General features: G+C 65.6%; 16 protein-coding genes. 3 read left to right on the top strand and 13 right to left on the bottom strand.

Features of this window, described 5'->3' with window-relative positions; translation table 11 throughout:
* Window positions 1-32: 32 nt before the first annotated feature.
* The gene (locus tag VO57_006160) at window positions 33-440 is read right to left on the bottom strand and encodes a MerC domain-containing protein (protein XBL70920.1); all 408 of its coding nucleotides are present in this window, start codon (window positions 438-440) and stop codon (window positions 33-35) included.
* Entirely contained in the window at window positions 437-922 is a 486-nt protein-coding gene (locus VO57_006155; protein XBL70919.1) for a DUF1826 domain-containing protein, read from the bottom strand. Before VO57_006155 ends, VO57_006160 begins: the two co-directional genes overlap by 4 nt.
* Window positions 923-1,198: 276 nt before the next feature.
* Between VO57_006155 and VO57_006150 the strand changes: the two genes are divergently transcribed.
* Window positions 1,199-2,557, top strand: coding sequence for an alkaline phosphatase PhoX (locus VO57_006150; GenBank protein ID XBL70918.1), 1,359 nt, complete (start codon window positions 1,199-1,201; stop codon window positions 2,555-2,557).
* A 26-nt stretch (window positions 2,558-2,583) separates the two neighbouring features.
* Here VO57_006150 and VO57_006145 read toward each other — a convergent pair whose 3' ends face one another.
* From VO57_006145 to VO57_006100, 10 genes are read right to left on the bottom strand one after another with little or no spacing between them, the layout of a single operon-like run.
* Entirely contained in the window at window positions 2,584-3,654 is a 1,071-nt protein-coding gene (locus VO57_006145) for a phosphotransferase (protein XBL70917.1), read from the bottom strand.
* Window positions 3,651-4,844, bottom strand: a complete 1,194-nt coding sequence (locus VO57_006140; GenBank protein ID XBL70916.1) for an acyl-CoA dehydrogenase — start codon at window positions 4,842-4,844, stop codon at window positions 3,651-3,653. Before VO57_006140 ends, VO57_006145 begins: the two co-directional genes overlap by 4 nt.
* 40 nt (window positions 4,845-4,884) lie before the next feature.
* Entirely contained in the window at window positions 4,885-6,093 is a 1,209-nt protein-coding gene (locus tag VO57_006135; GenBank protein XBL70915.1) for a cytochrome P450, read from the bottom strand.
* A gap of 25 nt (window positions 6,094-6,118) precedes the next feature.
* Window positions 6,119-6,652 (bottom strand): VOC family protein, encoded by a 534-nt coding sequence (locus VO57_006130; protein ID XBL70914.1) that lies wholly within the window; start codon window positions 6,650-6,652, stop codon window positions 6,119-6,121.
* Window positions 6,653-6,691: 39 nt separating this feature from the next.
* On the bottom strand, window positions 6,692-8,131 hold the full coding sequence (locus VO57_006125) for a 2-oxo acid dehydrogenase subunit E2 (GenBank protein XBL70913.1): 1,440 nt from the start codon (window positions 8,129-8,131) through the stop codon (window positions 6,692-6,694).
* Between the two features lie 13 nt (window positions 8,132-8,144).
* Complete coding sequence (locus tag VO57_006120) at window positions 8,145-9,155, bottom strand: alpha-ketoacid dehydrogenase subunit beta (GenBank protein ID XBL70912.1); 1,011 nt, start codon at window positions 9,153-9,155, stop codon at window positions 8,145-8,147.
* 13 nt (window positions 9,156-9,168) lie between these two features.
* A complete protein-coding gene (locus VO57_006115) occupies window positions 9,169-10,140 on the bottom strand; it encodes a thiamine pyrophosphate-dependent dehydrogenase E1 component subunit alpha (GenBank protein XBL70911.1) in 972 nt (323 codons plus the stop codon).
* A 19-nt stretch (window positions 10,141-10,159) separates the two neighbouring features.
* Window positions 10,160-11,368 (bottom strand): acyl-CoA dehydrogenase family protein, encoded by a 1,209-nt coding sequence (locus tag VO57_006110; GenBank protein XBL70910.1) that lies wholly within the window; start codon window positions 11,366-11,368, stop codon window positions 10,160-10,162.
* Window positions 11,369-12,514 (bottom strand): thiolase family protein, encoded by a 1,146-nt coding sequence (locus tag VO57_006105; GenBank protein XBL70909.1) that lies wholly within the window; start codon window positions 12,512-12,514, stop codon window positions 11,369-11,371.
* Window positions 12,511-12,906 carry an OB-fold domain-containing protein gene (locus VO57_006100; GenBank protein XBL70908.1) on the bottom strand — a complete coding sequence of 132 codons (396 nt, stop codon included), beginning with the start codon at window positions 12,904-12,906 and terminating at the stop codon, window positions 12,511-12,513. Before VO57_006100 ends, VO57_006105 begins: the two co-directional genes overlap by 4 nt.
* A gap of 127 nt (window positions 12,907-13,033) precedes the next feature.
* Here VO57_006100 and VO57_006095 point away from each other — a divergent pair, with 127 nt between their 5' ends.
* Window positions 13,034-14,644, top strand: a complete 1,611-nt coding sequence (locus tag VO57_006095) for a GMC family oxidoreductase N-terminal domain-containing protein (protein XBL70907.1) — start codon at window positions 13,034-13,036, stop codon at window positions 14,642-14,644.
* A 15-nt stretch (window positions 14,645-14,659) separates the two neighbouring features.
* On the opposite strand, the gene VO57_006090 is transcribed toward VO57_006095, so the two are convergent.
* The gene (locus VO57_006090; protein XBL70906.1) at window positions 14,660-15,433 is read right to left on the bottom strand and encodes a LuxR C-terminal-related transcriptional regulator; all 774 of its coding nucleotides are present in this window, start codon (window positions 15,431-15,433) and stop codon (window positions 14,660-14,662) included.
* A 127-nt stretch (window positions 15,434-15,560) separates the two neighbouring features.
* Between VO57_006090 and VO57_006085 the strand changes: the two genes are divergently transcribed.
* The gene (locus VO57_006085; GenBank protein ID XBL70905.1) at window positions 15,561-16,658 is read left to right on the top strand and encodes an acyl-CoA dehydrogenase family protein; all 1,098 of its coding nucleotides are present in this window, start codon (window positions 15,561-15,563) and stop codon (window positions 16,656-16,658) included.
* Window positions 16,659-16,662: the final 4 nt, after the last annotated feature.

Raw genomic sequence — 16,662 nt, 5'->3', positions numbered from 1 at the left:
CCACGCTGGGCCAGCGGGAGGCCCCGTGTCAATCAGTCGGCTACCTCCGCCGACCGGCATGGTCTGGTCCGGCTTCGCCAGTTAAGAATATGGGCCCCGGCAACCAGTGCCGCGCCAAGTGTCGTGAGCCCGGTTTCGAGCGCCACAGTATTGGCGAACAAGCCCGAGATCATCAGCACCAGCCCGGAAAAGCCGAGGGCCAGCCGGGAACCCGCCCCGCCCGCACCATGCCGCGATTTCAGCAGGACATAGCTGGTCAGCGGCACCGCGATGAGCACCATGACGAGATGGAACCCTTCCGGTAGCGAGAGCGCAGTGCTCCAGCTCGGCAGGATGGCGATGGCCAGTGGGAAGACGAGGCAATGGATGAGGCAGGCGGTCGACAGCGTCACGCCGGCACCATCCATCGCGGCGGCGACACCTCTGCTACGCGGCCTCACGCGCCCGGCTCCGGGTCGATCCGCGGCGTATCGATCGCCAGCAGCAGGCGGCGTTCACCGGTGCCCGCGATGGGCGGGGACCGGTGAAGACAAGGATCGTGCCCCTCCCCGAACTGCCAGCCTTTGACCAGTGCGATATCGCCCGCGTCGATATTCCACACCTCCCCGCCAGGCACGTTGTCGCAGGCGAATTGCGTGCCGCGCCCCGCATAGGTGGTGATAAGCCGCAGGTCGGTGAAATCGGCGTGGAGCTTGCGGCAGGAATCATCATCGACCAGTTCAAGCCGAAGACGCACCTCGTCGCAGAGCATCAACGCCGCAAGACGCGTGGCGAGCGTGGCGATATCCTCCGCCAGCGCACCAGGCAGATCGCCCAGTGCGGCGGCCGCGCGATCGGGCGCACCGCTCGCGCGCCACGTGAACGGATCGCGCGTCAGCAGATACCTGTCGCACCGCGGCACCGCTCGGCGCTCCACGACCATCGGATGTTCCGGTCGCCGTATCGCGCTCCACTCATCGGTGAAACACGCGTAGTCGGTGACGTTCGAGGGCGATGGCGGACGAGGGAGAGATGCGGCAACTTGCATGATCGGGCGATTTTCTTTCGACACTGGTGTTGGCTCGGCATCCGTCGGGATGCGCCGAGACGCGCGAACTGCTAGATGTGATATTATATCATCTGTTTCAAGCTGCGATCGTGCTCATTTTCGGTTATGGCGCGTGCCACCGATTCCCTATCCCGCTCACAGGAAGACCCGATGCCCGCGATCCAAACCGCCCCGATCCAGACCGATCGCCGCAAGTTTCTCGCTGGGACCGGCGCCGCATTCGGCGCGCTGCTGGCGAGTGGCTGCACCACGAACAGGATGGTGACGGCAGCTGGCACCGCGAGCTTGCCCGCCTACGGCCCGCTGCAACCCGACCCCGCCGGAATGCTCGATCTGCCCGCCGGATTCTCGTACCGGCTGCTGTCCAGCCTCGGCGAGGCCATGAGTGATGGCGGGACCGTGCCCGACAAGGCAGACGGCATGGGCTGCTTCGCCCTCGGCAATGGTGAGATCGCCCTCGTGCGCAACCACGAACTGGTGCCGGGCGACGGCGCGGGTGGCCGGATCGCCAGGGGCTTCGGCACCCGTAATGGCGAGATCGTACCGGGTGGGACGACCAATATCGTGCTCGACGCAAACACGCTGGAGGCAAAGCGCCAGTTCCGCACGCTGGGCGGCACGATCCGCAATTGCTCGGGCGGGGTCACGCCATGGAATACCTGGCTGACGTGCGAGGAGTCGCCGACCGGCCCCGGCCAGCGCTATGGCGAGGGCCTGGCGCAAAATCACGGCTGGGTGTTCGAAGTGCCCGCCAATGCCTCCGGGCTGGTCGATCCCGTCCCGCTGACCGCCATGGGGCGCTTCAACCACGAGGCTGCCTGCGTCGATCCGGAGACTGGGATGGTCTATATGACCGAGGACCGCGACGACGGCGTGCTCTACCGCTTTATCCCGAAGGAACGCGGCAACCTGCGCGCGGGCGGACAGCTGCAGGCCATGGCAATCGACGGCCTCGCCGATACCCGCAACTGGGATGCGCCGGTCATGCCGGTGCAAAAGCCGTACGAAGCGCGCTGGATCGATCTCGACGCGGTGGAGGCTCCGCTTGACGACCTGCGCATCCGCGCGGTCGCGAAGGGCGCGGCGCTGGTCGCACGCGGCGAAGGCATCCACATGGGCACCGACGACCTGTTCGTGTGCTCGACCAGCGGCGGGCAGAAGGGGCTCGGGCAGATTTTCCGCTTCGTCCCCGGTCGTGGACGCAGGCCGGACATGGTGGAACTTTTCTTCGAGAGCGAAAGCGAGGACCAGTTCAATTTCGGCGACAACCTGACCGTTTCGCCCAACGGCCACCTGATCGTGTGCGAGGATCAGTACACCGATGTGGTCGACAACCACTTGCGCGGGATCACGCCCGATGGCCGCGCCTACACGCTTGCACGACTGACCATGCAGACCGAACTGGCCGGGGCCTGCTTCTCACCCGACGGCAAATGGCTCTTCGTAAACGCCTATTCGCCCACGCGCACGGTGGCGATCACCGGCCCGTGGGATCGGTTCATGACCTGAGCCGGATCACTCGCCGGGGTGAAGGGTCACCCTTGCTCGCAGGCCGGCATCGCCTCGCGCGCGAGCCGGGCGAGGACTGGGAACTTCGTCGCCCGCTCCGCCGCCTGCGCGCTGGCGGCATTGCCGCGGATCACCCGGCCCTTGATCCCGTGGAAGATCGCCGCGAGGCGAAAGAAGTTGAACGCGATGTAGAAATCCCAGTTGGGAATGCTCTCGCGCCCGGTCCGCGCGCAATAGGCGGCGACATACTCCGCCTCGCTCGGAATATTGAGCGCGGCCAGATCGGCGCCGCGCAGCCCCGCCACGATGTCGGGCGGCATCCGGTACATCATGGCGTTATAGGCGAAATCGGCGAGCGGGTGGCCCAGCGTCGAGAGCTCCCAGTCGAGCACCGCGAGCACGCGCGGCTCGTCGGGCGCGAAGATCATGTTGTCGCAGCGCAGATCGCCATGGACGATCGCGGTTTCCTCACCCGGCGGGATATTCTCGGGCAGCCATTCGACCAGCGCGTCCATGTCCACGTTACGGCCCGCCTCTTCGTCGGCCAGATATTGCTTCGACCAGCGGGCGATCTGGCGCGCGAAGTAGTTGCCGGGCCTGCCGTAGTCGCCCAGCCCGACCGCCTCGGGATCGACCCCGTGCAATTGGGCGAGCACGCCGTTCATCGCCGCAAAGTAGTCAGGCCGCGCATCGAGGGGCACATCGGGAAAGGTCGCATCCCAGAAGATGCGCCCTTCGACCATCTCCATCACGAAGAACGGCGTGCCGAGCACGCTCTCGTCCTCGCACAGACCGTGAATTGCGGGAACGGGAAAGCCGGTCTGGCCCAACGCCGCCATAACCCGCGCCTCGCGTTCCACCGCGTGCGCGCCCTTGAGGATTTCGCCCGGAGGCTTACGCCGCAGCACGTAGCTGCGCGTCGGTGTGGTCAGGCGATAGGTCGGGTTGGACTGCCCGCCCTTGAACTGGTCCACCTCCAACGGTCCGGCAAACCCGTCGACATGGCCGCGCAGCCATGCCTCCAGCGCCGCACGGTCCAGTTCGTAGCCCGCGCGGACAGCCGTGGTGCCCGTATTCCCCTCTGCTGCGGCGCTCATGCCGACGCGGCGGCCTCGCGGTGGGCCTTCTTGATCTTCTTTGCGAGCGACCATTTGTGCACCTCGGTCGGGCCATCGTAGATCCGGAACGCGCGCAGCTCGCGAAACACCTGCTCGACAATGGTCTGGTCGGTCACTCCGGTGCCGCCCATCACCTGTACGCAGTTGTCGGCCACCCGCATCAGCGCTTCGGAGACCGCGACCTTCGCCATCGAGCTTTCAGTGGTGCCCAGATCGCCCGTGTCGAGCACGCTGGCGCACCAGTAGATCATCAGTTCGGCCTGCTTGAGGTCGATCTGGTTCTGCGCGAGCATGAAGCCCACGCCTTCGTGATCGATCAGCGGCTTGCCGAAGGCCTGACGGCGGCAGGCATAGTCGCTGGCGATCTCCTGACACCGGATCGCCGCGCCCAGCCAGCGCATGCAGTGCGACAGGCGCGCCGGCGACAGGCGCACCTGCGCGTAGCGGAAGCCCTCGCCCGCCGCGCCGAGCATCTGGTCGGCAGGCACGCGCAGGTTCTCGATCGTGACGTCCGCATGGCCGCCGGGCATCGAATTGTCGATCGTGTTGGGCGCGCCCTCGATCCGGATTGCGGGATCGGGCAGGTCGACCAGAAACATGCAGGCCCCGCCGCCTTCGTCCACGCCCTCGGCGCGCGCCATCACGATGCCCACGCCTGCGCCGTCGGCCCCGGTGATAAAGCGCTTGCGCCCGTTCACCACCCAGTGATTGCCGTCCAGCTTGCAGGTGGTCTTCATCATCGAAGGATCGGACCCGGCCCCGCCCCAGTCGGCAGGCTCGGTCATGAAGAACGCGCTTTGCTCGTCGCCCGAAACCAGTCGGGAGAGGAATTTCTCCTTCAGGTGGTCGCTGCCGACATGGCCCAGCAAGTACATGTTGCCCTCGTCCGGCGCGTTGGTGTTGAGCGCCAGCGGGCCGAGCGGGGAGAGGCCCGATTTGATCAGCACATAGGCAGTCTCAACCTGGGTCAGGTGGCTGCCATCGCCCATGATGTGCGGTGTCATCAGCCCTGCCTCGCGGGCGAGCGCGCGGATTTCGCGGACCAGTTCGCGGGTCGGCGCGCCGTGATGGTCGCGGCGCGGATCGTGCTCGTAAGGCGCGATCTTGCTCCGCACGAAGTCCTCCACCCGATCGCCGATGTCCCGGGCGCGTTGCGAAACCTCGATCATTCTCAATCCTTCAGATTATCTCAGTGATGGGTGGACCCGGCTATTCGGCCCAGCGCAGCTCCAGCTGCAGCTGCAGCAAGGAGCCGACATTGCCGCCACGAAACGTCGGCTGCACATCTTCGGCCAGCGAGAAATGCGGCACACGGGCGAGCCATTCTTCCAGCACCACGATCGCTTCCAGCCGGGCGAGCCCCGCGCCGACACAGCGGTGCGGGCCGACCCCCATGGTGGTATGGCGCACCGGCGACAGGCCGCGATCGAAATCGACCTTCTCCGGATCGTCGAAACAGGCCGGGTCGAGATTGTGCAGCACGCTGGGCAGATAGATCAGATCGCCCTCGCGCACTTCCACCCCGTCGACCTCGGTCGTCTCGACGCAGTTGCGGGTGACAGAAACCGTGGGGTAGCGCCGCATCAGTTCGTCGACTGCGGCGGGAATGCGCAAGGCATCCTCCCGCAGGTAATCCTGATCGTCGGGATGGCGCGCGAGGTGCATGATCATGTTGCCCATCATCGCGACCACCGTATCGAGCCCGCCGAACAGCAGATTGCGACACATCCGCTGCGCCTCGTCGAAAGTCCAGGCGCGCCCCTCGATCGGGACCGAGAGGATCCGGCTGAACAGGTCGCTGCCCGGATTGGCCAGCCGTTCGCGGATATAGGGCTCCAGATAGGCATCGGCGGCGTCACGCAGTTCGACCACCGTCATCGATCCGTCGGGCCGGGTCAGTTGCTGGCCCAGCGGGCGCAGCTTCGCGCGGTCTTCGGGCGGAACGCCGATCAGCGTCAGGAAGATATGGATCGGCAGGATTTCGGCGAATTGCGACATGAACTCGCACCCGCCCTTGCCCATCAGCCCTTCGATGAGCAGGCGCGCCTGTTCGCGGACCAGCGGCTCCATCGCGACGACGTGGTTATTCGCGAAGCCCTTCATCACCGCCATGCGGAACGGCTTGTGCTCGGGAGGGTCCTGCTGGAGCGGGATGAACTCCATCACCTCGCCGAGGCCAGGAGTCACCGCAAGCGCTTCATTGGAAAAGCGCTCCGCGTCGCCCCACAGGCTGCGCACCACTTCTCCGCAGGCGCCGATCCAGTGCCCGCCGTTTTCGGTTGTCCAGACGAGGCCGGGGCCGCCGAGCAGGGATTTCCACGCGGCGAAGAAATCCTGCTCCCCACCGGGCGGCGCGAACACGTTGAAATCGACCACCCGGTCTGCCGGGACGTGATCCGGTATTGGCTGCGCGCTCATCGTCCCACTCCCCCGGCCCGTGGGCCTATCCCAGTGTCCGAAGCGGCTCGTTGCCGTCCCAGTCGCGCGCGGCATCGCGCATCATCGTGAAAAGCTGTTCGCCCTGCTCGGACTTTTCGAGGATCTCCAGCAGCCCGCCCGGCCCCGCGCCGGGATCGACATAATAGACCCGCGCGCCGCCGAAGGTGCCTTCGACGATGATCTCGGCCCCCGCATCGCCGACCGCTTTCTTCGCCGCCTCGAAATCCTCGACGATCACCAGCGTGTGGTGCAGCCGGTCTTTCACCCCGTATTCGCCGTTATAATGGGCAGGCGCGTCGTTCTCGGGCCGGAAAAGCTCGATCTGGATGTCGTTCCAATAGGCCATCGCGACAGAGAAACGCGCATCGGTCTGCTCGCCGCGATAATGCATGTTCTCCAGCGTGATGTTCTCGAACAGGAAGAAGGGGCCGACCCCCATGGTCTCGGTCCAGTATTTCAGCGCCGCGTCGAAATCGCTCGGCACGTAGGCGAGCTGCTCGCACGGCCCCAGAGCGGTGAGACTTCCAGGCTTGGGCATTGGTTCTTCTCCAGCAGATCACGCCCCGATGGACTTTGCTCAGGCGAACAATTCCTCGGGGTTCTCGAACAGGGTCTTGAAGGTGGCGAGGAACTTCGCCCCCGCTGCGCCATCGATCGCACGGTGATCGACCGACAGGGTCAGCGAGATACGCGTCTCGAACGCGATTGCCCCATTCTCGCCCTCGGTCGGCACGCGCGAGGCGGTTCCGACCGCGAGGATCGCGGCCTGCGGCGGATTGATGATCGCATCGAAATTCTCGATCCCGAACATGCCGAGGTTGGACACGGTGAAAGTCCCGCCGTCGAGATCGTCGTAGCCCAGCCGGCCCGCCTCCGCCTTGTCGATCAGCGCACGGGTCGCCTTTGCGATCTGCCCGATGCCGAGCCGGTCGGCCTGCCGCACGATCGGCGTCATCAGCCCATTGGGCGAGGCAACCGCAACCGAAACATCGGCGTGGGGGAAACGATGGATCTCCTCGCCATGCAGCTGCACGTTGACCTCTGGATGGCGCCGCAGCGCACGCGCCGCCGCCATCACCACGAAATCGTTGAGCGAGGCCTTGCTGCCCAGCACCAGATTGGCGTGACGGCGCAGCGCGATAACCGGATCGGCGCAGACCGACGTCCGCAGGTAGAAATGCGGGATGTCCTGCTTGGCCGCGGTGAGCCGCTTGGCGACCACCTTGCGCACGCGATCGAAGGGCTCGATATCCGGCCTGTTGTCGACCGGCACGAACGGCGCGTCGCTGGCGGTGCCCTGCCCTTCCAGCAGTTTGAGCACATCGGCCTTGCGAATCCGTCCGCGCGGGCCGGTGCCTTCAACCGGGGCCAGATCGACCCCGTTCTGCGAGGCGATCCGCCGGGCGAGCGGAGAGGCGAACACCTCAAGGTTCTCCTCCGGATGATCGACCGGACCGCGCAGTTGCGGCGTACGCGCCGGGCGCGCCGCCTGCTGGACGTCCTGCAAGGTAATCCGGCCCTCGCGACCCGACCCCTCGATGCCCGAAATGTCCACGCCCTCGGCCTCGGCGAACTTGAGCGCTTCGGGGCTGATGGGGCGATTGGTGTCGATCTTTACCGGCTTCTTTTCGCCGCCACTCGCATCCTTGGGCGGCACGGGCTGATCGTCCGCCACCTTCTGTGCGGCGGGCTTCTTCTTGCGGACGCTCCCCAGCGCGGAGGTCGGCTTGAACCCGGCAACGAAGCTGTCGATCGCTTCCGCATCGGCGCTACCATCGCCGAACACGGCGAGCAGGCTGCCGACGGCTTCGGCATCGCCGCCCGCCTTCACCACGATCCGTTCAACGACGCCGTCCTTCTCGGCCTCGACCTCGTTGGTGATCTTGTCGGTTTCGATCAGGCACAGCAGATCGCCTTTCTTGAAGGCGTCGCCTTCGCCCACCATCCATTCGGCAAGCGTTCCCTCGGTCATCTCGATGCCCCATTTGGGCATGCAAAAGGCGCGCAGATCGGTCATTCCATCCGCCTCCTCAGCGATAATCGAGTGTTTTGCGAACCGCGGCTTCGACCTGGTCGTCGGACGGCAGGTATGCCTGCTCCAGCTCGAGCGCGAAGGGCACGGGCGAGTGCGGCGCAGTGACCATCTCGACCGGGGCACGCAGGCTGGAAAACGCCTTGCGCGCAACCAGCGCGGCAATGTCGGTCGCCAGATTGCAGCGCGGCGGGGCCTCGTCGACGATCACCAGACGCCCGGTCACCTCGACCGAGTCGAGGATCGCTTCCTCGTCCATCGGGCTGGTCGTGCGCAGGTCCAGCAGGTCGACGCCGATGCCGTCTTCGGCCATCCGCTCGGCTGCGGCCTCGGCCACGCCGACCATCATGCCGGTGGCGATCACCGTCACATCCTCGCCCGCAGTCACCTGACGCGCATGGCCGAAGGGGATCGTGTAGTCGCCTTCGGGCACTTCGCCCGAGACGCCGTAAAGCGCCTTGTGCTCAAGGAACATCACCGGATCGTCGCCGCGAATGGCGGTGCGCAGCAGGCCGCGCACATCTTCGGGCGTGGATGGCATCACCACCTTGAGGCCCGGCATCCCGGTCAGGATCTGGTGGACGCACTGGCTGTGCTGCGCCGCGGCGTTGTACCCGCCGCCATAGGCCATCCGGATCACCGCCGGGCAGCGCGTCTTGCCGCCGAACATGTAGCGGAACTTGCCGATCTGGTTCCACAACTGGTCGAGGCTGACCCCGATGAAGTCGGCGAACATCAGCTCTGCCACCGGGCGCTTGCCGCTGAGCGCGAGGCCGCCGGCAGTGCCGACGATCGCGCTTTCGGAGATCGGCGTGTCGATCACGCGGGATGCGCCGAACTGTTCGAACAGCCCGGTAGAGGTCGACCAGATACCGCCGATCGCCTCCGGCCCGCCAGCGGTCCCCATGCCCCCGACCACGTCTTCGCCAAGCACCACGACGCTTTCGTCGCGGGCCATTTCTTCGCGGATCGTTTCGCGAACCGCGTCGCGATACATCATTTCAGCCATAGCTCAGCGCTCTTCAATAAGTGACATAGACATCGGTGAGGACATCCTCGGCGGTCGGCCGGGGGGCGGCGCGTGCCGCCTCCACCGCCGCCTCGACATCGGCGTGCGCCGCCTTGTCGAGTTCGTCGAGCGCGTCGGTTTCCAGCAGCCCCGCTTCGGTGGCGCGGCGGCGGAAGATCTGCAGGCAGTCGCGTTCCTTGCGGATCCGGTCGAGCTCGCCATCGCCGCGATAGTTCTGCGGGTCGCCTTCGAAGTGGCCATAGAAGCGCTCGGTATCGAACTCGACCGCCGCCGGGCCGTTGCCCGCCCGGACATATTCGAGCAGTTCGCGCATGGTCTCATAGACAGCGAAGAAGTCGCAGCCGTCCGCGCGCCACACGCGCATGCCGAAGGCCTCCGCGCGGCTCGCGATGTCGTTGGCGGTGCCGACCGCATAGTCATCGCCGGTATGTTCGGAATAGTGGTTGTTCTCGAACACGAAGATGCACGGCGCGTTGGTGACGACCGCCATGTTCATCGCTTCGAAGGTAGTGCCCTGGTTGCACGCCCCGTCGCCCGAGAAGGCGATCGCGACGCGCCCTTCCCCGTCGAGCTTGTTGGACAGCGCCGCGCCAACCGCGATCGGCGCGCCTGCGCCGACGATGCCGTTGGCACCCAGCATTCCCTTGTCGACATCGGCGATATGCATGGAGCCGCCCTTGCCCTTGCACAGGCCTTCGGTGCTGCCCCAGATTTCCTTCATCATCCCCTGCACATCGCAGCCCTTGGCGAGGCAGTGCCCGTGGCCGCGATGGGTGGAGACGATCTTGTCTTCGGTATCGAGATGTTCGCACACGCCCACGGCGACCGCTTCCTGGCCGCAATAGAGGTGGGTGAACCCGGCGACCTCGCCGGTGGCGATCACATCGTGCAGGCGTTCCTCGAACGCCCGGATCGTGGCCATCCTTCGATAGGCCTGTAGCAGCTGCTCACGGCTCAATTGCATGGTTCTCTCTCCCTCGCGCTCACATGCCGAGCACGGTTTTTGCTATAATTGTCGACTGCACTTCGTTGGTGCCGCCGAAGATGCTCCAGGCACGACTGTTGAGATAGCGTGCCATCGCAACCTGCGCGTCCTCCGATCCGATCGGCTCGGGCACATCCTCGCCGTATAGCGGCCTCTCGACCGGCAATTGCAAGGCGCGCGGGCCGTACAGATCCACCGCCAGCAGATCGATGTCCTGGTTGAGGCTGGATGCGATGAGCTTGGTGAGCGACGTCTGCGGACCGGGATCGCGGCCCTTGGCAACATTGGCGAGAATCTTGAGCTCGATCATTTCGAGCGACTCCTGCCGCAACCGCAGCCGCGCGACCCGCCGCCGCCAGGCGAGATCATCGGCCAGCATGCCGCCAGCACCATCGGGCATGTCGGCTGCCGCGCGCTCGATCACGTCGAGCGCATGGCCCAGCTTGGGCGCATGGCACGATCCGCCGCGCTCGTTCTCCAGCAGGAACTTGGCGATGGTCCAGCCCGCGCCCTCTTCCCCGACGAGATTCTCGACCGGCACCTCGACATTCTCGAGGAAGACCTGGTTCACATCGTGATCGCCGGCGATGTTGTGGATCGGGCGCACGCTGACCCCCGGCGTGTCGAGATCGATCAGCAGGAAGCTGATACCCGCCTGCTTCTTGCCGCTGTTATCGGTCCGCACCAGCGTGAACATGCGGTTGGAAAACTGCGCGTGGGTGGTCCAGATCTTCGATCCGTCGACCACATATTTGTCGCCGTCGCGCCGCGCGCGGCACGAAAGGCTGGCGAGGTCCGAACCCGAACCGGGTTCGGAGAAACCCTGGCACCAGTAGTCCTCGCCCGAGAGGATGCGCGGAAGGTAATAGTCCTTCTGCGCATCGCTGCCGAAAGTCCACAGCACCGGCGCGACCAGCTTGGTCCCCATGACCGCAGAGTTGGGCGCGCCTGCGAGCGCGAGTTCCTTTTCGAAGATATACTTCTTGGTCGCGGACCAGCCGGTCCCGCCATGCGCCTCGGGCCACTGGTAGGCCAGCCAGCCTTCTTCGTTGAGCTTCGCCATGAACGGAACCGCCACGTCGGGCTCTGCGAAGACGCCGGGCGAAAGCCTCGCCCCACGCTTGAGCTCGGGGGTGAGATTGGCCTTCAGCCACTCCTGAAGCTCGCTGCGGAAGCGCTCTTCTTCTTTGGTCAGCGCAATATCCATCTATCGCTCCAGGATCGTCACGGCGGAAACGCCGGGTGCGCCATAGACATGGCTGTAGGCGGTCTTGGGATCGCCCGGCACCTGTCGCGCCCCGGCATCGCCGCGCAGCTGAATGACATTTTCGTAGACCTGCCTCAGGCCGCTCGCCCCGATGGGTTCGCCGCACGCAATGCAGCCGCCATCGGTGTTGACCGGAAGCCGCCCGTCGATCGCGGTCGCCCCCTCGGCCAGCCAGGCCTCCTGCTCGCCGTCGGCACAAAAGCCGTTCTCGGCCATGTGCATGATTTCTGCGCCCGCTTCGGTGTCTTGCAATTGCGCGATGTCGATCTCGTCCGGACCGATCCCCGCCGCCTCGAACGCCGCCGCACTGGCCAGCGCGGTGGCGGTTCCGCCACGTTCGATATCGATCGACGGGGCGAAGACCTCGAAACTGCCCGGCGGGCGGGTCCGCATCGTCGCCGCCTTCAGCCGGATCGGCTTGCAGCCAAGTTCACGCGCCTTGCGCTCGCTCGCCAGGATCAGCGCGACCCCGCCCTCGGCGGGCGAGCAGAACATGTACTTGCTGTAGGGATCGCTGATCATCGGTGCCTGGAGGATCGTCTCCAGATCGACCGGCTCGCGCCGCCACGCATGGGGCGCGTGGGCACCATTGCGGAACGCCTTTTCGGCCACGCGGCCCAGGCTGTCGCGCGAGATGCCGTGCAGTTCCATGTAGCGCATGATCTTCATCGCGAAGAACTGCGTGGTGACCATGTAGCCGGCTTCGCCATACCAGTCAGGCAGGCCGTATTCGGCGGGCTTCGCATCGAAAGCGCCGCGCGGATGCTTGTCGAAGCCGACCGCGATGCCGAGGTCGAAATCGCCCGACTTGATCGCCATCTGCGCGCTGAACAGAGCCGATCCGCCCGCCGCACAGCCATTGCGCACATTGATGAACTGCACCCCGGTGAGGCCCAGCCGCTCGACCATCGTATCGGGATTGCCCGCCGCATCCGAGCTGCCATAGGCGAACTGGATGTCGGGCCACTCGACCCCGGCATCCTTAAGCGCTTCGCGTACCGCGAACACGCCCTGGTCGATCCCTTCGACCCCGTCGGTTCGCCCGAAGGGATGAATCCCCACGCCGATAATGCACACATCGCTCATGCTGCGGTCTCCACCGGTTCGAACGCAGGAATCGCGCGCGGCTGTTCCGCCTCGTCGTCCAAGGCCGCGAGCGTGAAGCGCAGCGGCATTCCGATCGCCAGATCCTCGAACGCGACGTTGACGAGCCGCGCCTCGACGATCGTCTCGCCCGGCAATGCGACATAGCCGAGCGCCCACGGCCTGAAATCCTCAGGCCCTTCATAAGGCGGAGATTTGGGGCGGAAACGCTGGATCGTGTACGACCACAAGCTGCCCTCGCTCGAAAGCGGATGCGGCTCGAAATCTCCGTTTTCCGGACAGGGAAACACGATCCGGCCGGTATGGCGATTGCGCCCGCCGATCAGCCTCGGCGGCACGTCCTGTGTAAACAGCCCTTCGGCTATCGCGCGCATCGACACCTCTTTCCCTCTCATCTTGGAGGCAACGATAGTCGTGTCTTCGCAGCCTATCCCATTCCCCAAAGTGCTAGGTCACACCAGGCCGCCATGCGTGGGATGACACCACAAAAGGGAGAGCGGCATGGCCGGCGAGTGGGATTACATCGTGGTTGGCGCAGGTTCGAGCGGCTGCGTAATGGCCGAAAGGCTGAGCGCGAGCGGCCGCCATCGGGTGCTGGTGCTGGAGGCCGGCGGCGAGAGCGGGTTCTGGAACCGCGTGCCCAAGGGGGTCGCCAAGCTGGTCACCAATCCCGACAAGATCTGGGCCTACAAGGTCACCCAGCCACGCATTCCGGAAGGCGAGGCCAGCGAATTCTGGATTCGCGGCAAGGGCGTCGGCGGATCGAGCTCGGTCAACGGCATGATCTGGAGCCGCGGCGAGGACGAGGATTACGACGCGTGGGAACGCGATCACGGCGCAACCGGGTGGAACGCGGCCGCAATGCTGGGTGCCTTCAAGCGGCTGGAAGATCACGCCGATGGCCCGACCGACCGCTTGGGTTCAGGCGGGCGGGTCCATGTCGAGCCCGAGATTTTCACCTATCCGCTGGCCGAAGACATGATTGCGGCGGGTGAAAGCCTGCAATTGTCGCGCGTGCGTGAACTCAATGCCCGCCCCGGCGCGCGGGTCGGCTATTACAGCCACAATATCCGCAAGGGCAAAAGGGAAAGTGCGGCGCAGACTTTCCTGCACCCTGCCCGCAAGCGTGACAACGTGACCGTGGCCACCGGCGCGCGCGCGCAGCGCATTACTTTCGACGGACGCCGCGCAAACGGGATCGAAGTGGCTGTGGACGGAGAGCTTCGGCATTTCGCGTGCGCGGGCGAGGTGATCGTGTGCGCAGGCGCCATCGAAAGCCCCCTGCTGCTACAGCGTTCGGGGATCGGCGATGCCACCATGTTACAGGAACGAGGCGTCGCGCCGCTAGTCGACAATCCCCATGTCGGGCAGCACCTCAACGAACATCTCTCGCTCTCCATGCCCTACCGGCTCGACCGCGGGAAAGGCACCAACCGGCATTTCTACGGAACCGGCGCGGCGCTGGCGATGGCGCGCTATCTGTTGACCGGCGGTGGGATCATGGCGACCGGCCCGTTCGAGGTCGGCGCGTTCCTCAACGTCCACCACCCCGACGGGCGAACCGACGCGCAGTTCTACCTCGGGGGCTACACCTTCGAGGTCGGAGACGAGAACAACCCCGTCCCGCTCGACAAGATCGACCGGCGCCCAGGGCTGACCATCTATGGCTCGCTGCTGCGCCTGACCAGCGAGGGGAGTATTGCGATCGGTGGGCCGGACCTCGACGATGCGCCCGAAATCACGCCCAACTTTCTCTCGACCGAGCACGACCGGGCGAGCGCCATAGCGATGGTCCGCAAGATGCGCGCTTTCGTGGACGCGCCACCGCTGGGCGACAAGGTGGGCGAGGAAATGCTGCCGGGCCGCGAAGTCGACAGCGACGAGGACATCCTAGCCTTCTTCCGCCGTTATTCGAGTTGCGGACTGCACGGGATCGGCACCTGCCGGATGGGCTCGGGCGACGATACCGTGGTCGATCCGGACCTGCGCGTGCGCGGGGTCGAGGGTGTGCGCATCGTCGACTGCTCGGTCATTCCGGGCCATGTCACAGGCAATACCAATGCACCGGCAATGGCGCTCGGCCTGCTGGCAGCGGAGCGGATGGGAGCCTGATCCGGCTGGCGGGGCTCAGTTGTTCTGGGAGATATAACCCAACTGCGCGGCCTTGAAGACCGTCTGGCTGCGATTGACGGCGTTCAGCTTGATCGAAGCATTGTGCATGTGGAACCGCACGGTCGCACGGCTACGCGACATGATCATGCTGATTTCCAGATCGGTCTTGCCGATCGCCGCCCAGCGCAGACATTCGACCTCCCGCTTCGACAGGCGCGAGCCCGCAGGAAGCGGCTCGGGCGAGGTCATCACCACGGTGTAGCTGGAGATGAACGCGCGCGAGAGGATCGCGAACAGATCGGCATATTCCTCGTAATCTGCGGCCAGATCGATCCTGTCCTCATCCAGCGGGTTGAAGCTGACCGCGCCGATCCGCCCGAAGGCCATGTGCACCGGCACCACGATCGCCGCGCGGGTCATCGCCCGCTTGGTGAAGTTGGTGAGGTCGATCTTCTCGAGATAGGCGTTGGGCAGGCGGGTGCGGAAACCGTCCTCGTTCACCCAGTAGGGTTCGTTCTCGAACCGGCACGCGGTGGTGATCGGACTGTCGAGCGCGATCCGTGAATTGCGCCACCACGCACTTTCATCACCCGCCCAGCCGAACACCTCCATGGCGAGGACATTGCCGTCCTTGTCCACAGGGGTTCGCTTGTCGGCGATATCGTGCGCCGGGGCGACGCGATAGCCACGCTCCAGCGCGACTGCGTGCAGGGCCTCCGCCGCTGGGCGGATGTCGTCCTGGTCGGTGATCCTGACCGAAGCCAGATCCTTCAATTGAAATTCAGACATGTTCTCTCCGACACCCCCAATACGGCCTGCGGCCCCGCCCAGCAACCTCGCACAGCTAGCCTTTTGGGGAGAGGCAGCGCGATTGCGGCTCGGCTATTTTCAGCAGCTGACGGGAGAAGGAGAAAACGTGAATTTCGACCTGACGGAAGACGAGCAGATGCTGAAGGCCGTCGCCGAGCGCTTTTTGGACAACCAGTATGCGGGGGAGGAACGACGCGAGTATCAATCACAGCCGTGCGGCTTCGAACCCAGCAACTGGGCGTTGCTGGGGGAACTGGGGATTCTCGCCGCCAGCTATCCCGAAGAGGCTGGCGGGCTGGACCTCGGCGCGACGTCGATCTCGCTGATCCATCACGCCATGGGGCGCGGTCTCGCGGTTGAGCCGCTGATCGATTGCGCGCTGCTGGCAGGCGGCATTCTCGTGCGCGCGCAGGACGAGATTGCCGGGCAATGGGCGGACGATCTCGCGAGCGGGGCAAAGCGCGCAGCCCTCGCCCACAACGAATTCGACGCCCCGGGCGGCTGGAGCGGCTTGCGCACCCGGGCGCGCAAGGCGGGCGACACCGTGCAGATCACGGGCACCAAGCCGTTCACGATGGGCGGCTGCGGGGCCGATCTCTATCTGGTCAGCGCGCTCGATGACGATGCCGCCGACGCCGGCGCGCTCTATCTCGTCGCTGCCGATGCCGATGGCCTCGATGTCGAAACCTGGCGGGTCGCCGACGGGTCGATGGCGGCCATGCTGCGGCTGACCGACGTGCGCCCGATCGCGCGGATCGAGAACGGCGCGCGCCTGCTCGCGCAGGTGGAGCAGACTGCCTCGCTCGCCCGCTCGTCCGAGATGGTCGGGATCATGGAGCGCTTGTTCGAACACACTCTCGACTACCTGCGTCAGCGCGAGCAGTTCGACCAGCCGCTCAGCCGTTTCCAGGCGATCCAGCATCGCATGGCCGCGCTGTACGCCAAGCTCGAACAGGCCAAGTCGCTGCTGGACTTCGCGATCGTGAGCGAGGGGACGCCGGACTATGCAAAACGCCTGGACGGCGCGCGCGCCTTCATCGCGGAAACGGGGATCGAGCTGGGCCACGAGGCGATCCAGCTGCACGGCGCGATGGGAATCACGCAGGAACTGTCGATCGGCCAGGGGCACAAGCGGCTGATGGTGCTGTCGCGCTGGCCCGAAGCGCCCGACGCCGCGCTCGACCGGTTCGCCCTGGCCAGCTAGGCCG

The sequence above is a fragment of the Citromicrobium bathyomarinum genome (assembly GCA_001306305.2).
GTDB classification, from domain to species: Bacteria; Pseudomonadota; Alphaproteobacteria; order Sphingomonadales; family Sphingomonadaceae; genus Alteriqipengyuania; species Alteriqipengyuania bathyomarina.
The sequence above is the reverse complement of the archived record's forward strand: the minus strand, read 5'-3'. Positions and strand labels throughout refer to the sequence as shown.